Below are 22,634 nucleotides of genomic sequence, written 5' to 3'. Positions count from 1 at the left end.
AAACCATCGCGCAGGAGGATGTGATGGCTGGAATGACGCGCTTCGACTGGGGCGATGCCCTGTTGCTCGACACCGGGTTGAGCGATGACGAGCGGATGATCCGCGATGCCGCGCGCGCGTTCGCACAGGACAAGCTGCAGCCGCGCGTCGTCGATGCGTTCGACCGCGAACACACCGACCCGGCCATTTTCCGCGAGATGGGCGAGCAGGGGCTGCTGGGCGTCACCATTCCCGAAGCGTTCGGCGGCGCGAGCGCGGGCTATGTCGCCTATGGCCTGGTCGCGCGGGAGGTCGAGCGGGTCGATTCGGGCTATCGCTCGATGATGAGCGTGCAGTCCAGCCTGGTCATGTATCCCGTCCACGCTTACGGCTCCGACGCGCAGCGCGCCCGATATCTGCCGGGGCTGGCAAAGGGCGAGTTGATCGGCTGCTTCGGCCTGACCGAGCCGGATGCCGGGTCCGATCCCGCCGGGATGCGGACGCGCGCCAAGCCGGTCGATGGCGGCTATCTGCTGTCGGGCGCCAAGACGTGGATCAGCAATTCACCGATCGCCGACGTGTTCGTCGTCTGGGCCAAGTCCGATGCCCATGACGGCGCGATCCGGGGCTTCATCCTTGAAAAGGGCATGAAGGGCCTGTCCGCCCCCAGGATCGAGGGCAAGCTTAGCCTGCGCGCGTCGATCACCGGCATGATCCAGATGGATGAGGTATTCGTGCCCGAAGACGCGCTGCTGCCCGGCGTGGAGGGGTTGAAGGGGCCGTTTGGCTGCCTCAACCGTGCGCGTTACGGCATCAGTTGGGGCGTGATGGGCGCGGCGGAGTTCTGTTACCACGCCGCGCGGCAATATGGGCTGGACCGCCAGCAATTCGGCCGCCCGTTGGCGGCGACGCAGCTTTTTCAGAAAAAGCTGGCCGACATGGCCACCGAAATCGCGCTCGGCCTGCAGGCCAGCCTTCAGGTCGGTCGGCTGATGGACGAGGGGCGGTTCGCGCCGGAGATGATCTCGCTGGTCAAGCGCAACAATTGCGGCAAGGCGCTGGAGATTGCGCGGGCGGCGCGCGACATGCACGGCGGCAACGGCATTTCGGGCGAGTATCAGGTGATGCGCCACATGGTGAACCTTGAAACGGTCAACACCTATGAAGGCACGCACGACGTCCACGCGCTGATCCTGGGCCGCGCGATCACCGGCCACGCCGCCTTTTGATGGCGGGGCCGCTTGCCGGCCTGCGCGTCGTTGAACTGGCGCGCATCCTGGCCGGGCCATGGGCGGGACAGGTGCTGGCCGATCTGGGCGCCGATGTGGTCAAGGTCGAAAGTCCCGAGGGCGACGATACCCGCCGCTGGGGGCCGCCCTTCATCGACAATCCCGACGGCAGCCGCGACGCGGCCTATTTCCACGCCGCCAATCGCGGCAAGCAGTCGGTCGTTGCCGACTTCGCGACGGCGGAGGGGCAGGCGACGGTCCGTGAACTGGTCGCCGGGGCCGATGTGCTGATCGAGAACTTCAAGGTCGGCGGGCTGGTCAAATATGGCCTCGATTATTCCAGCCTTGCGGCGCTGAATCCGCGCCTTGTCTATTGCTCGATTACCGGCTTCGGACAGGACGGCCCCTATGCGGGCCGCGCCGGCTATGACTTCATCGTGCAGGGCATGAGCGGGATCATGAGCCTGACCGGGGAGCCGGACGGCGCGCCGCAGAAGATCGGCGTCGCTTATGCCGACATCCTGACCGGTCTCTATGCCGTGATCGGTATCCAGGCGGCGCTGGCCGAGCGGGAGCGCACCGGGCGCGGCGCGCATGTCGACATGGCGCTGTTCGACGTGATGACCGGCACGCTCGCCAATCAGGCGATGAACTATCTGGTATCGGGGGTCGCGCCGACGCGGATGGGCAACGCCCACCCCAATATCGCGCCCTATGCCGCCTATCCGGTTCGTGACGGCTGGATCATATTGGCGGTGGGCAATGACCGTCAGTTTCTGCGCGCGTGCGATGTGCTGGATATCCCTCTGGACGCCGGGTTCGCCACCAATGCGTTGCGGGTCGCCGACCGGCAGCGGCTGGACGCATTGGTTTCCGCCGCCACGGTCAAATGGCAACGCGACGCGCTGCTTGCGGCGCTGGAAGCGGTGGGCGTGCCCGCCGGGCCGATCAACCGCGTCGATCAGGCGCTGTCCGATCCGCAGATCGCGCATCGCGGCCTGAAGGTGGATGCCGCGCGCCCCGGCGGCGATCGCGTGCCCGGTATCGGCCTGCCGATCCGCTTCGTCGGGCGCGAGCATTTCGTTGCCATGGCAGCGCCGATGCTGGGCGCAGCAAATGCGCGACAATCATCCGAAACGGATGTGCCAGACCTTCCCTGAACAGCGTAAATCAAGTCCGAAACGGCGGAAGTGAAAAGCCGGGTGTAAAGAACATGCCGATTACAAGGCGGCATGAACCGTTCCCGCCATCTTCTTTCAAACGCTAGGGGTGCTACGCTGATCGAGTTCGCCTTGCTGGCGCCGATCCTGATGGTCCTGTTGCTCGGCATCCTGGCTTACGGCCAATATATCCTGACCGCGCACACGCTTCAGCAACTTGCCAATGATGCGGCGCGGGCCGCGATCGTAGCCCCGTCGCGCGCGGATCGCGAAACGCTGGCGCGTGACAGCGTGGCGGAGGGTCTGGCGGGGGCGGCGCTTGCACGCCCCGAAACGGTCGATACCCGGTTCGATGAACAGAATGGCCGCGTGCTGGTCGCCGTGACGGTCGACACCCGCGACTTGTCGCTGCTGCGCGTGGCGATGGTGCCGATGCCCGCCCCGATCCTCGAACGGCGGGCCGTGGCGGAACTGGCCGAACTGCCATGATCCGGCTTTCCCGGCTGGCGAGCGAGCGTCGCGGGGCGGTCGCGGTGCTGGTCGCGGGTGCGATGCCGATGCTGCTGGGCATGGCGGCGCTGGCGGTCGATCTGGGCGTGGTGCAGCTTGAGCGGCGGCGGTTGCAGGGGGTGGCCGATGCTGGCGCGCTGGCGGCGGCGCGCGATCTGGAACGCGCACGCCCGCTGGCCGAAGCGCTGGTCGCGGCCAGTCCCGGCAACTTCCCCGTGCAAAGCGCGGTGGCGACGGGCCGCTATCGCACCGACACCGGGCTGACCGCCGACCAGCGACTTGTCGTGGGTTCGACCGGGGCCGATGCCGTGCGCGTCAGCGTGCAGGCAACGGTTCCGACCTTTTTCGCGCGCGTTTTCGGCACCGATGCGATCACCGTCGAACGCCGCGCCACGGCGCGCCGCGTTGACATGGCGGGCTTTGCGATCGGCAGCCGGCTGCTCGGCCTGAACGGCGGGGTCGCCAATGCGTTGTTGTCGGGCCTGACCGGCGGCAATGTGTCGCTTTCGGTGATGGATTATCAGGCACTGGCGTCCGCCAGGCTCGACCTGTTGCCATGGTTGCCGGTGCTGGGTGCCGATGCGGGGCTGAGCGTGGCGACCTATGACTCGGTGCTTCAGGCCGAACTGCCGGCAGGAACGGTGCTGGGCAGCTTGTCGCGACAGGTGGTCGATCCGGTCGCCAGCGCCGCGCTATCGCAACTGGCGACGACCGCGACCGGCACGATCCGCCTGGCCGAGTTGATCGACCTTGGCGAACTGGGCCGTCAGGATGGCGGCGGGGGCGGACTGGTCGAAGTCAGCACGCTCGATCTGGCGAGCAACGTCATTCAGGGCAGCGCCAGCAACCGGCAGGTCGCGATCGATCTTGGCGCGCAGGTGCCGGGCATCGCCACGACCAGGCTGTGGGTCGCCATCGGCGAACGGCCCAACAACGCGCCCTGGATCGCCCTGTCGCGCCACGGTTCGCCGGTCGTGCGGACGGCACAGACGCGGATTTATGCCGAGGCGAAGCTCAATGCCCAGCCATTGCCCGGCCTCAGCCTCGCGTCGGTCGAACTGCCGGTGTTCGTCGAACTGGCGAGCGGGGAAGCGCGGCTGGAGCGCATCGATTGTGCCCGTCCGCGCAGCGTCGTCCTAAGCGGGCGGCCCAGTCCCGGTCAGGTGGCGATCGCGCAAATCGACCCGTCGCGCCTGAACGATTTCAGGACCCCGATGACGCTGTCGCGCGCCGACTTGCTGAAGACGCTGCTGCTGCGGCTCGAAGGGCGCGCGGCGATCGACCTCGGCGCGGCCGAGCCGTTCCAGACGCGCCATTTCGATGCCGATGCCATCGCCGCGCGCAGCGTGCAGACGGTCAAGGGACAGGCGCTGGCCGGCGGCATCGCGGCCAGCCTGATGCAGCGCATCGAGCTTCGCGGCGTGGTGCTGGGCCTGTTGCCGATCCCGGTCGATCCGGTGGTTCAGGCGGTGGGCGGCCAATTGGCACTGCTGGCGCCGGTGCTCGACCCGCTGCTCAACACCGTCACCGGCCTGTTGGGGGTCGGCGTGGGAGAGGCCGATCTGTGGGTCACGGGCCTGCGCTGCGGCCAGCCGGTGCTGGTCGAATGACATGAAAAGCCCCGCCGTCGGTTTCGACGGCGGGGCGATACGCTTACGCTACTAACTGGATCACATTCGCATCAGAAGCGGAAAGCTGCCGTCGCGCGGACCGAATGGAAGCGGAAATTGTCGTCGCTGCGGCGCATGTCGGTGCCCGATGCATTGCCCAGCAGGAACGGGTTGGTCGCGGGCGCCGTGCCGGGGCCTGCGCGGACGACATAATCGTCATCCTGGTAGTTGTTATACATATATTCGAGGCCGAGCGAGATGTTGCGCGTCACCGACTGCTCGACACCGCCACCGACGGTGTAACCCCAGCTATTGTGCTTCGCATCCTCGCTGGTGAAGGCGTTGGCGCCGTTCGAGGTGGTGAAGCTGTTGTTGATGCGCGCATAGGCCGGGCCGCCCGCTGCGTAGAACAGCGTCTTGCCACCGGCGGCATAGCCCGCGCGGCCGCGGATGCTGGCATTCCAGTCAAAGCTGCGGCCGAACTGATAGAAAGCCGGCGTCGTGCTGTAGCCGGTCACATAGTCCTTGACCTGGCTCTTGCCGAACTCACCGACCACACCGACGACGATATTGCCCATCTGGGCGTCCCAGCCCGCGCGGGCCGAATATTCGATCTCGTCCTTGTCGTTGAAGCAGCCGCCCGCCGGGGTCGCGCCGCGCGCGCCGCCATTGCAGAACCCGGGCGAGAAGGCGTTGCCGCCCGCCGCCGTCGAGACGATGTCGCCGTAATTACCGTCAAGGTCGCGGTCGAACACGACCGATTCACCGACGTCGTTGCCCTGGACGCTGACGCCGAACGACCCGCCGACATAGGGGCCGTTGAAGCGCAGTTCGCCGTCGCTGGTCTGGGCCAGGGCCGGAACCGCTGCGGCCATCGCCGACATGCCGATGGCGGCGCGGATAAGGGTGCGCGTACGCATACGAAACTTACTCCTCACTGGTTTACGCTAACAGATACGAGCGCCGAACGCCCTTGATGCGAGTTAGCTGCATTGCGGCGGAATTAAGATGCGGGCGGTGTTGCGGATCGGCCACACTGCCTCGAATCCGGCTTTGCTTTGTTCCCGCGCGAACCCGGCTTATAGCAGGGGCATGTCCGACGATCTGTTCGCCAGCGCACCGACCCCGCCCAGTGATTACAACGCCGCCTCGATCGAGGTGCTGGAGGGGCTGGAGCCGGTTCGCCGCCGGCCCGGCATGTATATCGGCGGGACCGACGAGCGCGCATTGCATCATCTGGCCGCCGAAGTGCTCGACAATGCGATGGACGAAGCGGTAGCCGGCCACGCCACCCGGATCGAGATCACGCTGGGTGAAGGCAATCGGCTGACCGTCACCGACAACGGCCGCGGGATTCCGGTCGATCCGCATCCGCGCTTTCCCGATAAATCGGCGCTGGAGGTCATCCTGTCGACGCTGCATTCCGGCGGCAAGTTTTCGGGCAAGGCCTATGCCACGTCGGGCGGCCTGCACGGCGTCGGCGTCAGCGTCGTCAACGCGCTGTCGGACGATACGGTGGTGGAGGTCGCGCGCGACCGCCAGCTTTACCGCCAGCGTTTCTCGAAAGGGCAGACGCTTGGCCCGCTGGAGCATCTGGGCGGCACGCCCAACCGGCGCGGCACGTCGGTCGCCTTCACCCCCGACCCGGAGATTTTCGGGCCGGAAATGCTGTTCAAGCCGTCACGCCTTTATAAACTGGCGCGGTCCAAGGCGTATCTGTTCGCGGGCGTCGAGATCCGCTGGAAATGCGCGGCTGCTGTCATCACCGATGACACGCCGGTCGAGGCGGTGTTCCAGTTTCCCGGCGGCCTGGCCGACCATCTGAAGGAACAGGTCGGCGCTCGCGAATGCGCGACCGCCGATTTTTTTGCCGGCGCGCAGGACTTTCCCGATGGTGCGGGCAAGGTCGAATGGGCGGTCGCATGGCCGCTGTGGAGCGACGGCAGCTATAGCTGGTATTGCAACACCATTCCCACGCCCGATGGCGGCACGCATGAACAGGGGTTGCGCCAGGCACTGGTGCGCGGCCTGCGCGCGTTCGGCGAACTGGTGGGACAGAAAAAGGCCAGGGACCTGACGCCCGACGACGTGATGGTCGGGTCCGAACTGATGCTGTCGGTGTTCATCCGCGAGCCGCAGTTTCAAAGCCAGACCAAGGACCGGCTGACCAGCCCGGAAGCCGCCAGCCTGGTCGAAAAGGCGGTGCGCGACCATTTCGACCATTTCCTGTCCGACCGGATGGACCGGGGCAAGGCGCTGCTCGGCTATGTTCTCGACCGGATGGACGAACGCCTGCGCCGCAAGGCCGAGCGGGAGGTCAAGCGCAAGACCGCGACCAGCGCGCGCAAGCTGCGCCTGCCCGGCAAGCTGACCGATTGCGCCGCCGACAGTCCCGAAGGCACCGAATTGTTCATCGTCGAAGGGGATTCGGCAGGCGGTTCGGCCAAGCAGGCGCGCGACCGCAAGACGCAGGCGATCCTGCCCATTCGCGGCAAGATCCTGAACGTCGCATCGGCCACCAGCGCCAAGATCCTCGCCAATCAGGAAATCGCCGATCTGGTGCTGGCGATGGGATGCGGCACGCGCAAGGACTGCGCGCCCGACAATCTCCGCTACGAACGCATCATCATCATGACCGACGCCGATGTCGACGGCGCGCATATCGCGACGCTGTTGATGACCTTCTTCTTTCAGGAGATGCCCGAACTGGTGCGGCGCGGGCATCTGTATCTGGCGCAGCCGCCGCTTTACCGCCTGACAGTCGGCGCGAAGTCGCTCTACGCCCGCGACGACGCCCACCGCGCCGAGATCGAGCGGACGGCGTTTCGCGGCAAGAAGGTGGATGTCGCGCGCTTCAAGGGGCTGGGCGAGATGAACCCCGGCCAGTTGCGGGAGACGACGATGGACCCCTCGACACGCAGTCTGATCCGCATCACCCTGCCGCAGGAATATGAGGAGCGGGCGGGCGTAAAGGATCTGGTCGATCGGTTGATGGGCAACAACCCTGCCCACCGATTCGCTTTCATCCAGGAAAACGCCGCGCGGCTGGAGGCGGAGGAACTGGACGCCTGATCTGACCGCTCTAATTATTGCCGCCGACCCAGTCGCCAAGCCCGCCCAGCGCCGATCCTTCGCCGCGATTGCCGCCGCCGCCGCGCGCCGCAGCCATCATGCGGCCAGCCAGCCGGGCGAAGGGCAGCGACTGGATCCACACCTTGCCCGGCCCGCGCAGCCGGGCGAAGAACGCGCCTTCGCCCGCCGAGAACATCGTGCGGATGCCGCCCACCGTTACCAGATCGAAATCGACCGACGGGGTATAGGCCGCCAGGCAGCCGGTATCGACGTGCAGTTCCTCGCCCGCGCGTAATTCGCGTTCGACCACCGTGCCGCCCATCTGGACGAATACCCATCCGTCGCCGTCCAGCTTCTGCATGATGAAACCCTCGCCACCGAACAGGCCGGTCATCACGCGCCGCTGAAACGCCACACCGATCGACACGCCCTTGGCCGCGCACAGGAAACTGTCCTTCTGACAGATCAGCGTGCCGCCCAATTGGTCCAGCCGGATCGGCAGGATCGACCCCGGCGTCGGGCTGGCAAAGGCGACGCGCGCCTTGCCCGATCCCTGATGCGTGAACACCGTGGTGAACAGGCTTTCGCCCGTCACCAGCCTTTTGCCCGCGCCCAGCAGCTTGCCCATGAAACCGCCGTCCGCGCCGCCGGAACCGTCGCCAAACACGGTGGTCATGCCGATGGTGGCATCCTTCCACACCAGCGCGCCTGCTTCTGCCACCGCGCTTTCGCCGGGGTCGAGTTCGATCTCGACGAACTGAAGCTCCTGGCCCTTGATCTCGAAGTCGATGTCGTCGGCCACGCCGGCGCGGCGGTGATGGCTCCACGGACTATTGTTCATGCTCGCTCTCCGTTCAGACGGTCTTGCCGGCGCGCCCGGCCAGCTCGGTCACATAATGCCACGCAACCCGCCCCGACCGGCTGCCGCGACGTGTCGCCCATTGCACCGCATCGGCGGGATCGAACGCAAGGCCCATTGCGTTCGCATAGCCCGCGACGATCGCCAGATACCCGTCCTGATCCAGCGCGTGGAACCCCAGCGACAGGCCGAAACGGTCGGCCAGCGCCATCTGGTCATCAATCGAATCGCGCGGGTTGATGGCGCTTTCCTGCTCGGCGATGTCGCGGGGGATCAGGTGGCGGCGGTTCGACGTCACCACGATGCGCGCATTGGCGGGCCGCGCTTCCGCCCCGCCCTCCAGCAGTGAGCGCAGCGCCCGCGCTTCGCCCGCTGCATCAAATCCCAGATCGTCGAGGAAGATGGCATAGGCGCGCGCCCGGTCCGCCAGCAGCGCGAACAGCCGGGGCAGGGTGTCCAGCCGGTCGGTCATGACCTCGACCAGCGCTATCGCCTTGCCTTGTGCCTGCAGCGCGCCGACCACGCCCTTGACCAGCGCCGACTTGCCGGTTCCGCGCGCACCCCACAGCAGCGTGTCCTGTGCCGCCACGCCGTCCGCCAGCCGCGTGAAATTGGCCAGCAGCACGTCGCGGTTGCGGTCGATGCCCTTCAGCCGGTCGAGCGGTTGCGGGGCAAAGGCGCGAACCGCGCGCAGATTGGCGCCGTCCCAGACATAGGCCGGATGCGCCAGCGGATCGGCATCGGCGGGCGGCGGCGGGGCGATGCGGTCGAGCGCGTCGGCGATGCGGGCAAGCGGGTCGGTCATCGGCGCCTGCGATGCCGCCCGTGCGCCGTTGCGGTCAAGCGTCAACCGCGCCGCGCGACTGTCAGATGCGCGACCGCAGCGACGGGTGACAGCCGTTCGCGCACCGTGCCCTCGCTGGCAATGCCGTCCACCTCGACAATCGCCGCGTGCGCCTGTGGTCCGATGCGCCAGACATGCAGGTCGATGATGCGGGCATCGCCCGGTTCCTCGACCGCGTGGCGGATCGCGTCGGCCAGTCCCGGCTCGGCCCGGTCGAGCAGCACGCGCGCGGTGTCCGCCATCAGCCCCCATGACCAGCGCGCAATGACGATCGCGCCCAGCACGCCCACGATCGGATCGAGCCACACCCAGCCCAGATACGCCCCCGCCAGCAACGCCGCGATGGCCAGGACCGACGTGAGCGCATCGGCCAGAACGTGCAGATAGGCGGAGCGCAGATTGTTGTCGTGCGCGTGGCTGTGGTCGTGCCCGTGCCCGTGATGATGGTGCCCGCCGCCCAGCAGCAGCGCGCTGACCAGATTGACGGCCAGCCCGATGACCGCGACCAGGGTCGCTTCCCCAAACGCCACCGTGCCCGGTTCGATCATACGGCGCACGCTTTCAACCCCGATGCCGATCGCGAACAGCGCCAGGATGATGGCTGATGCAAAGCCCGCCAGGTCGCCGACTTTCCCGGTGCCAAAGGTGTAGCTGGGATCGCGGGCATGGACGCGGGCATAGCGATAGGCGATCGCCGCCACGCCCAGTGCACCCGCATGGGTCGCCATGTGAAAGCCATCGGCCAGCAGCGACATCGATCCGGTCCAGTAACCGGCGGCGATTTCCGCGACCATCATCGCGGCCGTCAGCCACACGACCCATAAGGTGCGCCGCGCATTCGCCTCATGCGCGTCGCCCAGATATTCGTGCGTGCGCGAACACGGGTGGCCCGTGTCGCGCGCCGGGGCAGGCGGGACGTGGCGATGTGCGTGATGGTGGTCGATGTGCGGCGGCATCGCGCGTGTCCTCAGCGAAAATGACGGCGAAGCACCGTCGCCAGTTCGTCGGCGCCCGCCGCGCGCTGTTCGGTGCTCAGCCCGTCGGCGGCGACATGTTCGCGCAAATGTTCCTCGACCAGCCCGTCCATCAGCCCGGCGACCGCGCCGCGCACGGCGGCGGCCAGGTGCAGCGTCTCGGCACAAGGCGCGCCGGCCTGCACCGCGCGTTCGATGGCGGCGACCTGCCCCGCGATACGCCGGATGCGTGCCAGCAGCCGGTCCTGGTCCTGCGATGTATGCGACATAGGATAGGGGGGTATCCTATTCTTCGGCGCGCCTCAACCGGGTTGGAAGGGCAGGATGCCGCGATACTGCTCCAGCGGCGGTGCTCCGGGCACAATCCGCCCCTGCCGCAACAGGAAGATGTGGCGGACGATCTCCGCCTGCTGCTCGATCCCATAGCGATCCAGCCGCCAGCCGGGCTTGAGGCTATAGCCGTATCGGCAGAACGGATGACGGCGGACCGGCAGGAACATGCCCTGCTGATGCTGCCACACATGCACCATTTCGTGGATGAACAACCCCTGCCGGTCGGCGTCCACACAGGCGAAATCGTCGCAATACAGTCCCCCGCCGGGGTGGAAATGGATCGAGCCGAGCGGCGCCATCGTAACGTTCCGGGGCTGAAAGAACGCCCATTTGCGGTTGGCGATGCCGACGCGCGCATAATCGATGGCATCGCCGAACACCGATCGCGCCAGCGCGATTTCATCGGCGGTCAGCGGGCGCCCCTTCATCGCGGCGCGACCGACGCGGCCAGCCGGTCGCAGCGCTGGGTCAGGTCATCGGCGACGGGCCAGATGCACATGGTGCGAAGATAGCCGCCGTCCCCCACGAAGCGCAGATGCTGGCGCAGCGTGACATAGCGCGCGCGGTCGACCGCGGTGCCGGTGATCGTCACCCGGTCGCCGCCCGTCGTCACGTCGCCGACGGTCAGCCGCGTGAAATTGGGCTGCCCTTCGAACAGCTTGCGGGCAAAGCCGGCGCGGTCGGGCGGTGCGCGCTTGTCGAGGCTGGATGCGATCACGACCAGCGGTTGCGCCCCGTCAGGGTCGGTATCGCGCGGCCCCTCGGTCAGGATCAGCCCCGATCCCATCAGCGTGCGAACCGCGCGAAACCCCGCCCGGTCGCCGATGACAAAGGGCAGGGCCGCAATCGCGCTTTCCAGATCGGCTGGCCGTTGGAACCGCAGCGTCGCCAGCGCGGCTTCGATCGCGGGCGCGCGATCCGCCGCGCGGGATGCCTCGACCTGAGCGGTCACGACGGCGGTCGTCTCGGCGCTTTCGGCCAGCACGATCCATTTGGCATGGCGGGTGCCGCCGACCTGTTGGTGCCCGCGCCATCGCACCGCCCGCTCGCCGTTCGGCAGCTTGATGAGGTCGCCCGGCCCGTCGAGGATCACGCCATTCGGCAGCGGCCGGCCCGGCGGGGTCGCGCTCAGGCGCTCGACCAATTGGGGCCAGGCCTCGCGCGGGAGTTCGGCGATGACGATGCTGTCGCCCGCCGCATTGGCAAAGCCCGTGAAATCGCTCGCCTCGCGCATGTCCGCGGGCGGCGTCAGGCCGATGGCGCCGCCCTGCGGAAACAGGGCTGCCGCCTGTATCAGCAGGGCCGCCAGCGCACTCATTCGGGCGCGGTGGCGCCCGGCGCGGTCAGTTTGGCGTCCAGTTCGATCGGTGGCGCCGAATCGAACACCAGCGTCATGCGCGTCGTCCCGCCGGGCTTGAGCGCGGGGTCAAGGTCGTGGAGCATTGCATGGATGCCGCCGGGCGCCAGCGAAACCGTCGTGCCCGCGGCGACGTCGACGCCGCCGACGGGGCGCATCGACATGACTGCGCCGTCCCCGACCGTTTCATGCAGTTCCACGCGCCGGGCGGCGGGAACGCGCAGGGTGTTCAGCCGGACATTCTCGCGCCCGCCCTGAATCGTCAGATAGGCCGCCGCCGGACGCCCGGACACGGCGGGCAGCCGGACCCAGGCGTCATGCGCGACCGGATCGCCCCCGCCGCCGCCGCACCCGCCCAGCGACGTTGCCAGCGATACCGCCAAAATCCCGCCTCGCACCGCGCTTCCCCGCATGGGACACCTTATCCACCATCGCCTGATCGACGCCTAGCCGTGCGGCAATCTTGCGGCAAGGCGAACCCCCACTATATCCGCTGCTGTAACGGGTTCCGCTGCCGGTCCGGGGCGGAGCCTTCTCAACATATTGAACCGGGGGCCTAACGAGGGAATATGGCTAAAGTAATCGGTATTGATCTCGGCACCACCAACAGCTGCGTCGCGGTGATGGAGGGTGGCAAGCCCAAAGTGATCGAGAATGCGGAGGGTGCGCGCACCACCCCCTCGATCGTCGCCTTCGCCAAGGATGGGGAGCGACTGATCGGTCAGCCGGCCAAGCGCCAAGCGGTCACCAACCCCGACAACACGATCTTCGCGGTCAAGCGCCTGATCGGCCGGCGTTTTGACGATCCGGTCACGCGCAAGGACACCGAACTGGTGCCCTATACCATCGCCCGCGGCCCCAACGGCGACGCATGGGTGTCAGCGGGCGGCCAGGATTACAGCCCGTCGCAGATTTCGGCCTTCACGCTTCAGAAGATGAAGGAAACGGCCGAGGCGTATCTGGGCGAAACCGTGACCCAGGCCGTCATCACCGTCCCCGCTTATTTCAACGACGCCCAGCGTCAGGCGACCAAGGACGCGGGCAAGATCGCGGGCCTTGAGGTGCTTCGCATCATCAATGAGCCGACGGCGGCTGCGCTGGCTTACGGTCTCGACAAGAACGAGAACAAGACGATTGCGGTCTATGACCTGGGCGGCGGCACGTTCGACATCTCGATCCTGGAGGTCGGCGACGGCGTGTTCGAGGTCAAGGCGACCAATGGCGACACGTTCCTGGGCGGCGAGGATTTCGATTCCAAGCTGGTCCAGTATCTGGCGAGCGATTTCCAGAAGGCCGAAGGCATCGACCTGACCAAGGACAAGCTGGCGCTCCAGCGGCTGAAGGAAGCGGCGGAGAAGGCCAAGATCGAGCTGTCGTCGGCGCAGACGACCGAGGTCAACCTGCCCTTCATCACTGCCGATCAGAACGGCCCCAAGCATCTGGTCAAGTCGATCACCCGCGCCGAGCTGGAACGGCTGGTCGATGACCTGATCCAGCGCACGCTCGATCCGCTGAAAAAGGCGATGGCCGATGCCGGCGTAAAGAATGACGGCATTGACGAAGTGGTGCTGGTCGGCGGCATGACGCGTATGCCCAAGGTGCGCGAAGTCGTGAAATCGTTCTTTGGCGGCAAGGAACCGCACACCGGCGTCAATCCTGACGAGGTGGTGGCGATCGGCGCGGCGATCCAGGCCGGCGTGCTGCAGGGCGACGTTAAGGATGTGCTGCTGCTCGACGTGACGCCGCTGTCGCTGGGCATCGAAACGCTGGGCGGCGTGTTCACGCGCATGATCGACCGCAACACGACGATCCCGACCAAGAAGTCGCAGGTCTATTCGACCGCCGACGACAATCAGGGCGCCGTGACGATCCGTGTGTTCCAGGGCGAGCGCGAGATGGCCGCTGACAACAAGATGCTGGGCCAGTTCGATCTGGTCGGCATCCCCCCCGCGCCGCGCGGCGTGCCGCAGATCGAGGTCACGTTCGACATCGACGCCAACGGCATCGTCAACGTGTCGGCCAAGGACAAGGGCACGGGCAAGGAACAGCAGATCCGCATCCAGGCATCGGGCGGTCTGTCGGACGCCGATATCGAGAGCATGGTCCGCGACGCCGAGCAGTTCGCCGAGGAAGACAAGAAGCGCCGTGCGGCGGCCGAGGCAAAGAACAATGCCGAAAGCCTGATCCACACGACCGAGCGCCAGCTTGCCGACAATGGCGACAAGGTCGACGGTGCGCTCAAGTCCGAGATCGAGGCCAAGATTGCCGAGGCCAAGGCCGCGGTCGAAAGCGGCGATGGCGATGCGATGCAGACCAGGACCCAGGAGCTGGCGAACGTCGCCATGAAGCTGGGTCAGGCGATTTACGAAAAGCAGCAGGCGGAAGAAGCATCGCCGGGTGCTGCGGCGGATTCGGCCAGGGACGACGATGTCGTCGATGCCGAATTCTCCGAGGTGGACGACAGCCAGAAGGCATAAGACTATGATCCGCCGCCGTTTTCAGGGTTCCCGGAACGGCGGCGGGCATAGGGGGCATGTATGACCACCCAGGTTGATTATTACGAAGTGCTTGGATGCGCGCGCGATGCTGACGGGGCGACGATCAAATCGTCCTATCGCAAGCTCGCCATGAAATATCACCCCGACAAAAATGGGGGGTGCAAGGAGCATGAAGCCAAGTTCAAGGCCATCAGCGAGGCCTATGAAGTCCTGAAGGACCCGCAGAAGCGCGCCGCTTATGATCGTTATGGCCATGCCGCGTTCCAGGGCGGCGGCGCGGGTGGCGGCGGACAGGATTTTTCCGGCTTTTCCGATATCTTCGAAAGCGTGTTCGGCGAGTTCATGGGCGGCCAGCGCGGCGGCCGGACGCAGCGGCGTGGCGCCGATTTGCGCTATGACATGGAAATCTCGCTCGAACAGGCGTTTCACGGGCATCAGACCGAAATTACGGTCGATGTGTCGAGCGCGTGCGACAGTTGCGCGGGCAGCGGCGCCAAGCCGGGCACGGCAGCGCGCGCCTGTTCCACTTGCGGCGGCATTGGCAAGGTGCGCGCGCAGCAGGGCTTTTTCGTGGTCGAGCGGACCTGCCCGACCTGCATGGGCGCGGGTGAGGTGATCGCCGATCCGTGCGCCACCTGTCGCGGCGATGGCCGGGTCGACAAGACCAAGACGCTCAGCGTCAGCGTGCCGCCGGGTGTCGATGAAGGCACGCGCATCCGCCTGAATGGCGAGGGGGAAGCCGGGCCGCGCGGCGCGCCGCCGGGCGACCTGTATATCTTCCTGCACGTCGCGCGCCATCCGGTCTTCTCGCGGGAGGGCACGACGCTGCATGCACGCGCGCCGATCAGCTTCGCGACCGCGGCGCTTGGCGGCGACGTGACGATCCAGGGGCCGGACGGCACCGAACATGTCATCCGCATTGCCCCGGGCACGCCTTCGGGCCGCGAAATCCGTCAGCGTGGGGCGGGGATGCCGGTGCTGCAGGGGCGCGGGCGCGGCGACATGGTGGTGCATGTCGAAGTGCAGGTGCCGACGCGCCTGACGGCCCGCCAGCGCGAATTGCTGGAACAACTGCGCGAGGCGGATGGACAGGCGCCCCCGATCGATGAGGATTCGGGCTTCTTTTCCAAGATGAAGGCGGCGTTCGGCGGTTGACGCCGCCGGACGCCCCCCGTCAGGCGCCCAGGATCGAGCCGAGCAGGCGCCGCAGATTGGCCGCCGTATAGGGTTTTTGCAGCACCGGCGTTTCGGCCAGCGCCTCTGGCAACGACAATTGTTCGCCATAGCCGGTGGCGAAAATGAACGGCACGCCGCGCGCCGCCAGTGCCTCGGCCACCACCAGGCTGGTTTCGTCGCCCAGATTGAAATCGAGCACCGCCACCGCGATCGTCTCCCGTTCGATCTCGGCCAGCGCCTGCGCCGTGCCGTTTGCCGTCACGACATTGGTGGCGCCCAGCGCATTCAGGATATCTTCGGCATCCATGGCGATAATCAGGCTGTCTTCGACCAGCAGCGCCACGCCATCGATCACGGCTTGATCGTGGATTGCCGATGAATCGCGTGGATCGCCGAGCGGCAAGGCGGCCGGCGCCGATGCCGCGTCGCCACCGCTGATGTGGCGGGCTGGAATGATGAGATCGGCCTCCAGCCCGGCGAGCTGATACCGGATCTCGGCGCGACCGCCCAGGTCATAGGGGATCGAACGCTGGATGATCGTCGTGCCGAACCCTTGTCGCGTCGGTGCATTGACGGGCGGCCCGCCATGTTCGCGCCATTCGATGACCAGTTCGTCAAGGTCGCTCCGATGCCAGCCGACCGCGACGGTGCCGCTGTCCGACAGCGCGCCATATTTGGCCGAATTGGTCATCAGTTCGTGCAGCACCAGCGCCATGGTCGAAAACGCCTGCGGGCTGAGCAGCGTCGGCTCTCCCTCCAGTTTCAGGCGAGATGCACGCCCGCCCAGATAGGCTGCCGCTTCGGTTTCGATCAGCCGGCGAAGCGGCGCGGGCGACCAATTGTCCTGCGTGATCTGGTCATGGGCGCGCGCCAGCGCCTCGATCCGGCCTTCCAGCATCCGCACATAGGTTGCGGTGTCGGCCTGCGGATCGCGCGACTGGCGCACCAGTCCGCGGATCAGGCTCAGGATGTTGCGGACGCGGTGGTTCAACTCCGCGATCAGCAGTTCCTGCCGCTCGGTCGCGCGGCGGCGTTCCTCCTGCGCGTCGTCGGACAGGCGCAGCACCACTTCGATCAGCGAGACACGCAGCATTTCGGCCACGCGCAGTTCGGCGTCGGTAAAGGGTTCGGCGCGTCCGCGCACTTCCTCGCGCCATGCCTCGAAGCTCTTGCGCGGGCTGAGGCGCGCGCCGTTCGGACCCCAACTGGCGGGTTTGTGGGGATCCCCCCCCCAGTTGACGCTGCGAATGCGTTCCTCGCGGAACAGCAGCACATAATCGCGCGGCGAACGCGAGATCGGCAGCGCCAGCATCCCGGCGGCGCGGTCGGCCCACGCGTCCGCCTGCGGCAACAGTGCGGACAGGTGGTCGGTCGCGAAAATATGTCCCGGCGTCATGGCGTTCAGCCGCTTGGCGATCACGGGGATGAAGTCGGCGGGCGGCGTCTGTCCCGACTGGGCGACATGCCCGTTCAGCCAGATGGCGATGCCGTCGCACGGGATGGCCGTTCCCAGCATCTCGGCAATGAAATCGGGATTGTCGAGCAACTGATTGTCGCCCGCAATCGCTGCCAGCAACCGGTCCGACGCTGCCCGCGCGGCGGATTCATAGGCTGAAAGCATCTGACGCTCGCGCGCTTCCAGTTTGAAGGCGAACATCTGGCCGAACAGTTCCGCGATCGAACGCCGCTCGAACCCCGGCCGGCGGGGGCCATAATGGTGACAGGCGAACAGCCCCCATAACCGGCCCTCGACGATGATCGAGATCGACAGCGAAGCGCCGACGCCCATATTGACCAGATATTCGATGTGGATCGGCGAAACCGAACGCAGCACCGACAGGGACAGGTCGACCGGCTGGCCACGTTCGTCCAGTGACGGCACGACGGGCACGGGTTCTGCGGCGACATCGGCGATGATGCGGAACGGCGTGCGAAGATAGAGCGCGCGCGCCTGTTTCGGAATGTCGGACGCCGGATAACGCAGGTCGAGGAAGCTGCCCAGGCCACCGCCCACCGCCTCTGCCACGACCGTTCCCGCGCCGTCGGCGTCGAAGCGATAGACCATGACACGATCGAACCCGGTCAGCGCGCGCACTTGCCGCGCGCCTTCACGATAGAAAGCCGAAAGGCCGTTGGTCGCATCGAGCCGGCCGATCATCGCGCGGATGGTGCTGGCAGTATCACTGACCGGTGTTTCCGCGCTCGGCTCGCCCTCGATCACGATGTCGCCGCCGCTGACATGCATGGCGAAGTCGAACCGGCGACCGCCCCTGATCTGGACACCGAACACCCGCTCGACCGCATCGGCGCCGCGCAGCAACGTCATGCGGTTGCGAAGCAGGTGGATTGCTTCCGCCCCGAAAAAATCGATGGCCGGCGATCCCAGCGCGTCCTCGGCACTGATGCCCAGATAATCGGGCAGGTTGGCGGTCGCGCGCCGGATGATCCAGTCGGGCGAAAGACAGAGCAGAAAGCCAAAGGGCTGGATCGCACCCAGTTGGTGGATCGGTTCCCGATCGCAATTGCCAAGGTCGACCGGGACGGTTTGCTGCATCTAGTCGTTCATCCAGTTACGCCCCGCCCGTTCGAAACAGTCGAACGTCGCCAGCGCGGCCGTAACCGCCTTGTCGCGAGTATCCAGACTGTAGAGGATCATATCGACGCGATCCAGCAATTTCCCCCAGTTTCCGGGCACTTGATCTATGTCAAGGAAACGCAACGGAAAGCCTGCGGCAACTTGTCTGACCAAGTGGCGGGCGCCGTGGCGCGACCCTTCCACGACATAAAGTGCCCCGGCAACGGATGGCAGACTGTCGAACACCGGCGCGGCGACGGGGCGGGGCGTCACGCCCAGGGCTGCTGCGTCTGCAAGCAACGCATCGCTGCGACGCCGCGACGGCCAGTCATCCACCACCTGTTCGGCGCCACCGTCGCCCAGCGCGGCTTCGACCGGCAGCATCGCGCTCGCCTGCGCGCCGATGAAGCGTCGATAGCCCGCATCGCTGCCCAGGTCGAAGCTGGCGAACAATCCGTCCAGCCGCTCATGCGCGGCATGGGTCGCTTCACGCAGCAGGCGGTGCCCGTCCCTCACGCGGTGCCGAACACGCGGGCGAAGATCGTGTCGACATGCTTCAGGTGGTAATCGAGGTCGAAGCGTGCCTCGATTTCCGCCACCGGCAGGGCGGCGGTGACTTCGGCGTCATTCTTGAGCAGATCGAGCAGCGACAGTTCGCCGTCCGATTCCCACACTTTCATCGCATTGCGCTGGACCAGCCGATAGCTGTCTTCCCGGCTGAGACCGGCCTGCGTCAGCGCCAGCAGCACGCGCTGCGAGTGCACCAGACCGCCCATGCGATCGAGATTCTTCTGCATCCGCTCAGGATAGACGACCAGCTTGTCGACCACGCCCGTCAGCCGCGCGAGCGCGAAGTCGAGCGTGATGGTCGCATCCGGGCCGATATAGCGCTCGACCGACGAGTGGCTGATGTCGCGTTCGTGCCACAGCGCGACATTTTCCAGCGCCGGGGTGACATAACCGCGCACCATGCGGGCAAGGCCGGTCAGGTTTTCGGTCAGCACCGGATTGCGCTTGTGCGGCATCGCCGACGAGCCTTTCTGGCCGGGCGAGAAATATTCCTCCGCCTCCAGCACTTCGGTGCGTTGCAGGTGGCGCACTTCGGTCGCCAGCCGTTCGATCGACCCGGCGATGACGCCCAGTGTGGCAAAGAACATCGCGTGACGGTCGCGCGGGATCACCTGTGTCGACACCGGCTCGACCGACAGGCCCAGCTTGGCGGCGACATGTTCCTCGACGCGCGGGTCGATATTGGCGAACGTGCCGACCGCGCCCGAAATCGCACAGGTGGCGATGTCGGCGCGCGCCGCCACCAGCCGGGCGCGGTTGCGGGCGAATTCGGCATGGGCCTGCGCCAGCTTGAGACCGAAGGTGACGGGTTCGGCATGGATGCCGTGGCTGCGCCCGATCGTCGGAGTCAGCTTGTGTTCGCGTGCGCGCCGTTCCAGCGCGGCCAGCAGCGCGTCGATATCGTCGATCAGAATGTCGGCGGCGCGCGACATCTGCACCGCCAGACAGGTGTCGAGCACGTCGGAGCTGGTCATGCCCTGATGCATGAAGCGCGCCTCAGGCCCCACTTGTTCGGAAACCCAGGTAAGGAAGGCGATGACATCATGCTTGGTCACGGCCTCGATCGCGTCGATCGCGGTCACGTCGATCGGGACTTCGCCGTCAGCACTTTTGGCCTTTTCGCCATCCCACCAACGCCACAGGGCGGCGGCGGCGTCGCGCGGCACGACGCCCAGATCGGCCAGCGCATCGGTCGCGTGCGCTTCGATCTCGAACCAGATGCGGAAACGGGCTTCGGGCGTCCAGATCGCCGTCATGGCGGGGCGGGCATAGCGCGGGACCAAGATTTTTCCTTTCGCAGGCGGAATCAGTTCGTCGCGCCGAAGGCTCCGAACTGCGACGGGCCGTGCGCTAGCAAAGGGCGAACGCCTTAGCAATCACGCTTATAACGGAACGCCCGATCCGAATAAAGCATTGTGTCCTCGCAATTCAGCGCTTCATGCCTATGTATAATGTCTGCACAGGCATGTGCACAACTAGGAGAAACCCGATGTTGAAGCCCATTCTGTTGGCAAGTGCCATGATTATCAGCGGACCTGTCTTTGCACAGGACATGCAGGGTCAGTCGACGACTATGCCAGATACGCAGACGACTGCACCCGCGCAGACCGAATCTGCTGATGCGTCAGCAGCCACCACGTCGAACCCAGGTGCGACTCAAGCGACTGATCCCTCGACCATGAGCGCCGACCCGGCCCAGAGCGCGGAAGCTGCGCCGACCGACGCCGCCGGCCAGCCGCAACAGGCAAGCGTGGCTCAGATCGCGCAGATCGTTGAGACCGAGTTCCCCAATTATGACGGGGACAAGGACGGCGAGATCACACAGGACGAGTTCGGCAAGTGGATGGTCGCGCTGCGTAGCGCCAGCGACCCCGCGACCAACGCGCAAAGCGCGGAAGTGCAGACCTGGGTCGGACAGGCCTTTGCCTCGGCCGATGCCGACAAATCGACCAAGGTGTCCAAGAACGAGTTGACGAGCTTTCTGGCGCAGGGCGCGTCTTAACCCGGCTTTCGAATAACCAAAATGACCGCCGGTCCCCCAACGGGATCGGCGGCCATTTTGCGTGTGCTTCAGATCAGACCCATCGCGCGCAGGCTGGCATGACCGTCGGTGCCGATCACCAGATGATCGTGCACGGCGATGCCCAGCGGCTTGCCAGCGCTCACGATCGCGCGCGTCAGGTCGATGTCCGCGCGGCTGGGCTGCGGATCGCCGGAGGGGTGGTTGTGGACCAGAATGATCGCCGCCGAACCCAGATCGATCGCGCGGCGGATGACCTCGCGCACATGCACGGCGGCCTGATCGATCGATCCTTCGCTCATTAATTCATCGCGGATCAGCATGTTGCGGCTGTTCAGGTGAAGCACGCGCACGCGCTCGATCGCGTGATGCGCCATTTCGGCACGCAGATAATCGAGCAGCGCCTGCCAGTTCGCCAGCACGGGCCGGGCAGCGACTTCGCCTTGGACCAGCCGGATCGCGGCGGCATGGGCGATCTTGATCGCCGCGGCCGATGTTTCCCCCATGCCATCAACCCGCATCAACGCATCGGCATCCGCTGCCAGCAGGCCGCCGATCCCGCCGAATTCGCGCAGCAGCGCCTTGGCCAGCGGTTTGGTGTCGCGCCGCGGGATCGCCAGCGCCAGCAGATATTCGATCAGTTCATGGTCGAGCAGCGCTTCGCCCCCATGACCCAGCAGCCGCGAGCGCAGGCGCGCGCGATGCCCGGTCGTGTCGCTGGCCCCCTCGTTCATGGGGAACGGGTTAGGGCGCTGGACGGCGCCGTGCAAGCAGACGGCTTGACCCCGTCCGTTCGACCGCGCAACGATCCGGTCGTTCGGCGGTTCGGGGATTTGTGACGGCAAAAGCTGAAGAAAGGCCGGGCGCCGCGCCGGCGCGGCGATGGTGGCGCTTGTTCGGCGTGCCGCGGCGGGGCCGTGTCCCGCTGGGCATCGCGCTGGCGTTGCTCGCCGGGCTGCTGGTGCTGTGGTCGCAACGCCGCCCGATTGCCGAGGGCTTCATCGCCCGCGAACTGGCGGCGCGCGGCGTTCGGGCGCGATATGACGTGGCCGAGATCGGCACATCGATGCAGCGGATCGAAAACCTGGTCATCGGCGACCCCGCGCGCCCCGATCTGGTCGCCGACTGGATCGAGATCCGCACGAAGCTGGGGTTCGGCGCGCCGGACGTGACGGGCATCGTCGCGGGCCGGGTGCGGATGCGCGCGGCATGGCGCGACGGTCGCTTGTCGCTGGGCGCGCTCGACCGGCTGATGCCGCCGCCATCGGGCAAGCCGTTCGCATTGCCCGAACTCGATCTGACAATCAGCGACGGTCGCGCGCGGATCGAAACGCCGGCGGGGGTGCTGGGCGCACGGTTGAGCGGGCAGGGGGCGCTGAACGATGGATTCCGGGGACGGCTGGCGCTGGTGTCCGAACGGCTGGCGGCGTCGGGCTGCACGGCGCAGGCGGTCGAAGCGGCGATGGGCATTGCCGTGCGCGCGCGCGCCATCGCACTGACCGGCCCGATTCGCGCTGCCAACGCCGCCTGCGGCGACAATGAAGCGCGCGGCATCGGTGCGACCGTCGATGTGCAACTGCCGGAGGCGCTGGACCGCTGGGCGGGCAGCGCGCGGCTGCGGGCCGACCGGATCGCCGCTGCGGGAGTCCGTGCTGCCGGGCTGGGTGGCACGATCCGGTTCGATGGTGCGCCGGCGGGCATATCGGGGCGCGGCGACCTGATGCTGGCGGGCGTTCGGGCCGGACGTGCAGAAGCGACCGGGCTGTCCTTTGCCGGGCCGTTTCGCTGGGACGGGGAACGGATGCGGCTGGCGGGCCGCATCGGGGCCGGTCGCGTGGTGCCCGGCGCCGGCGGGGTCGACCTGCGGC

21 protein-coding genes are annotated in these 22,634 nt (G+C 66.7%); 9 read left to right on the top strand and 12 right to left on the bottom strand.

Features of this window, described 5'->3' with window-relative positions; all coding sequences use genetic code 11:
• Nucleotides 1-23: 23 nt before the first annotated feature.
• The 4 genes from VL973_RS03185 to VL973_RS03170 all read left to right on the top strand — a co-directional run bounded on the left by VL973_RS03185 (nt 24) and on the right by VL973_RS03170 (nt 4,488).
• On the top strand, nt 24-1,208 hold the full coding sequence (locus VL973_RS03185; RefSeq protein ID WP_325282581.1) for an acyl-CoA dehydrogenase: 1,185 nt from the start codon (nt 24-26) through the stop codon (nt 1,206-1,208).
• A complete protein-coding gene (locus VL973_RS03180) occupies nt 1,208-2,368 on the top strand; it encodes a CaiB/BaiF CoA transferase family protein (RefSeq protein WP_325282580.1) in 1,161 nt (386 codons plus the stop codon). Before VL973_RS03185 ends, VL973_RS03180 begins: the two co-directional genes overlap by 1 nt.
• Nucleotides 2,369-2,440: 72 nt before the next feature.
• Entirely contained in the window at nt 2,441-2,857 is a 417-nt protein-coding gene (locus VL973_RS03175) for a TadE/TadG family type IV pilus assembly protein (protein ID WP_325282579.1), read from the top strand.
• The gene (locus tag VL973_RS03170; protein WP_325282578.1) at nt 2,854-4,488 is read left to right on the top strand and encodes a pilus assembly protein TadG-related protein; all 1,635 of its coding nucleotides are present in this window, start codon (nt 2,854-2,856) and stop codon (nt 4,486-4,488) included. The genes VL973_RS03175 and VL973_RS03170 overlap by 4 nt, the downstream gene beginning before the upstream one ends.
• Nucleotides 4,489-4,559: 71 nt before the next feature.
• Here the strand turns inward: VL973_RS03170 and VL973_RS03165 are convergent, their stop codons facing one another.
• The gene (locus tag VL973_RS03165) at nt 4,560-5,408 is read right to left on the bottom strand and encodes an outer membrane protein (RefSeq protein ID WP_325282577.1); all 849 of its coding nucleotides are present in this window, start codon (nt 5,406-5,408) and stop codon (nt 4,560-4,562) included.
• A 172-nt stretch (nt 5,409-5,580) separates the two neighbouring features.
• Between VL973_RS03165 and parE the strand changes: the two genes are divergently transcribed.
• Nucleotides 5,581-7,560, top strand: a complete 1,980-nt coding sequence (parE, locus tag VL973_RS03160) for a DNA topoisomerase IV subunit B (RefSeq protein ID WP_325282576.1) — start codon at nt 5,581-5,583, stop codon at nt 7,558-7,560.
• A 10-nt stretch (nt 7,561-7,570) separates the two neighbouring features.
• Here parE and VL973_RS03155 read toward each other — a convergent pair whose 3' ends face one another.
• The 7 genes from VL973_RS03155 to VL973_RS03125 are packed head-to-tail and all read right to left on the bottom strand — an operon-like array spanning nt 7,571 to nt 12,325.
• A complete protein-coding gene (locus VL973_RS03155; RefSeq protein WP_325282575.1) occupies nt 7,571-8,401 on the bottom strand; it encodes a TIGR00266 family protein in 831 nt (276 codons plus the stop codon).
• Nucleotides 8,402-8,414: 13 nt separating this feature from the next.
• Nucleotides 8,415-9,224 carry an ATP-binding protein gene (locus VL973_RS03150; RefSeq protein ID WP_325282574.1) on the bottom strand — a complete coding sequence of 270 codons (810 nt, stop codon included), beginning with the start codon at nt 9,222-9,224 and terminating at the stop codon, nt 8,415-8,417.
• Nucleotides 9,225-9,265: 41 nt separating this feature from the next.
• Nucleotides 9,266-10,219 (bottom strand): CDF family Co(II)/Ni(II) efflux transporter DmeF, encoded by a 954-nt coding sequence (dmeF, locus tag VL973_RS03145; RefSeq protein ID WP_325282573.1) that lies wholly within the window; start codon nt 10,217-10,219, stop codon nt 9,266-9,268.
• Nucleotides 10,220-10,230: 11 nt separating this feature from the next.
• Entirely contained in the window at nt 10,231-10,506 is a 276-nt protein-coding gene (locus tag VL973_RS03140) for a metal/formaldehyde-sensitive transcriptional repressor (protein WP_325282572.1), read from the bottom strand.
• A gap of 33 nt (nt 10,507-10,539) precedes the next feature.
• Complete coding sequence (locus VL973_RS03135) at nt 10,540-10,998, bottom strand: vgr related protein (RefSeq protein WP_325282571.1); 459 nt, start codon at nt 10,996-10,998, stop codon at nt 10,540-10,542.
• Nucleotides 10,995-11,888 carry a hypothetical protein gene (locus VL973_RS03130; RefSeq protein ID WP_325282570.1) on the bottom strand — a complete coding sequence of 298 codons (894 nt, stop codon included), beginning with the start codon at nt 11,886-11,888 and terminating at the stop codon, nt 10,995-10,997. The genes VL973_RS03135 and VL973_RS03130 overlap by 4 nt, the downstream gene beginning before the upstream one ends.
• A complete protein-coding gene (locus VL973_RS03125; protein ID WP_325282569.1) occupies nt 11,885-12,325 on the bottom strand; it encodes a copper chaperone PCu(A)C in 441 nt (146 codons plus the stop codon). The genes VL973_RS03130 and VL973_RS03125 overlap by 4 nt, the downstream gene beginning before the upstream one ends.
• Nucleotides 12,326-12,496: 171 nt before the next feature.
• On the opposite strand from VL973_RS03125, the gene dnaK reads away from it, so the two are divergent.
• Entirely contained in the window at nt 12,497-14,404 is a 1,908-nt protein-coding gene (dnaK, locus tag VL973_RS03120; RefSeq protein ID WP_325282568.1) for a molecular chaperone DnaK, read from the top strand.
• Between the two features lie 60 nt (nt 14,405-14,464).
• Nucleotides 14,465-15,580, top strand: a complete 1,116-nt coding sequence (gene dnaJ / locus VL973_RS03115) for a molecular chaperone DnaJ (protein WP_325282567.1) — start codon at nt 14,465-14,467, stop codon at nt 15,578-15,580.
• A 19-nt stretch (nt 15,581-15,599) separates the two neighbouring features.
• On the opposite strand, the gene VL973_RS03110 is transcribed toward dnaJ, so the two are convergent.
• The 3 genes from VL973_RS03110 to purB are packed head-to-tail and all read right to left on the bottom strand — an operon-like array spanning nt 15,600 to nt 20,029.
• Nucleotides 15,600-18,155 carry an HWE histidine kinase domain-containing protein gene (locus tag VL973_RS03110; RefSeq protein ID WP_325282566.1) on the bottom strand — a complete coding sequence of 852 codons (2,556 nt, stop codon included), beginning with the start codon at nt 18,153-18,155 and terminating at the stop codon, nt 15,600-15,602.
• Nucleotides 18,156-18,692, bottom strand: coding sequence for a biliverdin-producing heme oxygenase (locus VL973_RS03105; RefSeq protein ID WP_325282565.1), 537 nt, complete (start codon nt 18,690-18,692; stop codon nt 18,156-18,158).
• A complete protein-coding gene (purB, locus tag VL973_RS03100) occupies nt 18,689-20,029 on the bottom strand; it encodes an adenylosuccinate lyase (protein WP_325282564.1) in 1,341 nt (446 codons plus the stop codon). Before purB ends, VL973_RS03105 begins: the two co-directional genes overlap by 4 nt.
• Nucleotides 20,030-20,424: 395 nt before the next feature.
• On the opposite strand from purB, the gene VL973_RS03095 reads away from it, so the two are divergent.
• On the top strand, nt 20,425-20,748 hold the full coding sequence (locus VL973_RS03095) for an EF-hand domain-containing protein (RefSeq protein WP_325282563.1): 324 nt from the start codon (nt 20,425-20,427) through the stop codon (nt 20,746-20,748).
• A gap of 68 nt (nt 20,749-20,816) precedes the next feature.
• On the opposite strand, the gene radC is transcribed toward VL973_RS03095, so the two are convergent.
• On the bottom strand, nt 20,817-21,500 hold the full coding sequence (gene radC / locus VL973_RS03090; protein ID WP_325282562.1) for a RadC family protein: 684 nt from the start codon (nt 21,498-21,500) through the stop codon (nt 20,817-20,819).
• 167 nt (nt 21,501-21,667) lie between these two features.
• Between radC and VL973_RS03085 the strand changes: the two genes are divergently transcribed.
• A partial coding sequence (locus tag VL973_RS03085) for an intermembrane phospholipid transport protein YdbH family protein (RefSeq protein WP_475526544.1) occupies nt 21,668-22,634 on the top strand: 967 nt, incomplete at its 3' end.

Source organism: Sphingomonas sp. (genome assembly GCF_035490575.1).
In the GTDB taxonomy this organism is placed as follows: domain Bacteria; phylum Pseudomonadota; class Alphaproteobacteria; order Sphingomonadales; family Sphingomonadaceae; genus Sphingomonas.
Note: the sequence above shows the minus strand (reverse complement) of the source record. Positions and strands in the feature narration are given on the sequence as shown.

Coding starts and splice junctions, on each gene's coding strand:
- VL973_RS03185 (WP_325282581.1), top strand. CDS start 24: ATGGCTGGAATGACGCGCTTCGACTGGGGCGATGCCCTGTTGCTCGAC.
- VL973_RS03180 (WP_325282580.1), top strand. CDS start 1,208: ATGGCGGGGCCGCTTGCCGGCCTGCGCGTCGTTGAACTGGCGCGCATC.
- VL973_RS03175 (WP_325282579.1), top strand. CDS start 2,441: ATGAACCGTTCCCGCCATCTTCTTTCAAACGCTAGGGGTGCTACGCTG.
- VL973_RS03170 (WP_325282578.1), top strand. CDS start 2,854: ATGATCCGGCTTTCCCGGCTGGCGAGCGAGCGTCGCGGGGCGGTCGCG.
- VL973_RS03165 (WP_325282577.1), bottom strand. CDS start 5,408: ATGCGTACGCGCACCCTTATCCGCGCCGCCATCGGCATGTCGGCGATG.
- parE (WP_325282576.1), top strand. CDS start 5,581: ATGTCCGACGATCTGTTCGCCAGCGCACCGACCCCGCCCAGTGATTAC.
- VL973_RS03155 (WP_325282575.1), bottom strand. CDS start 8,401: ATGAACAATAGTCCGTGGAGCCATCACCGCCGCGCCGGCGTGGCCGAC.
- VL973_RS03150 (WP_325282574.1), bottom strand. CDS start 9,224: ATGACCGACCCGCTTGCCCGCATCGCCGACGCGCTCGACCGCATCGCC.
- dmeF (WP_325282573.1), bottom strand. CDS start 10,219: ATGCCGCCGCACATCGACCACCATCACGCACATCGCCACGTCCCGCCT.
- VL973_RS03140 (WP_325282572.1), bottom strand. CDS start 10,506: ATGTCGCATACATCGCAGGACCAGGACCGGCTGCTGGCACGCATCCGG.
- VL973_RS03135 (WP_325282571.1), bottom strand. CDS start 10,998: ATGAAGGGGCGCCCGCTGACCGCCGATGAAATCGCGCTGGCGCGATCG.
- VL973_RS03130 (WP_325282570.1), bottom strand. CDS start 11,888: ATGAGTGCGCTGGCGGCCCTGCTGATACAGGCGGCAGCCCTGTTTCCG.
- dnaK (WP_325282568.1), top strand. CDS start 12,497: ATGGCTAAAGTAATCGGTATTGATCTCGGCACCACCAACAGCTGCGTC.
- dnaJ (WP_325282567.1), top strand. CDS start 14,465: ATGACCACCCAGGTTGATTATTACGAAGTGCTTGGATGCGCGCGCGAT.
- VL973_RS03110 (WP_325282566.1), bottom strand. CDS start 18,155: ATGCAGCAAACCGTCCCGGTCGACCTTGGCAATTGCGATCGGGAACCG.
- VL973_RS03095 (WP_325282563.1), top strand. CDS start 20,425: ATGAGCGCCGACCCGGCCCAGAGCGCGGAAGCTGCGCCGACCGACGCC.
- radC (WP_325282562.1), bottom strand. CDS start 21,500: ATGAACGAGGGGGCCAGCGACACGACCGGGCATCGCGCGCGCCTGCGC.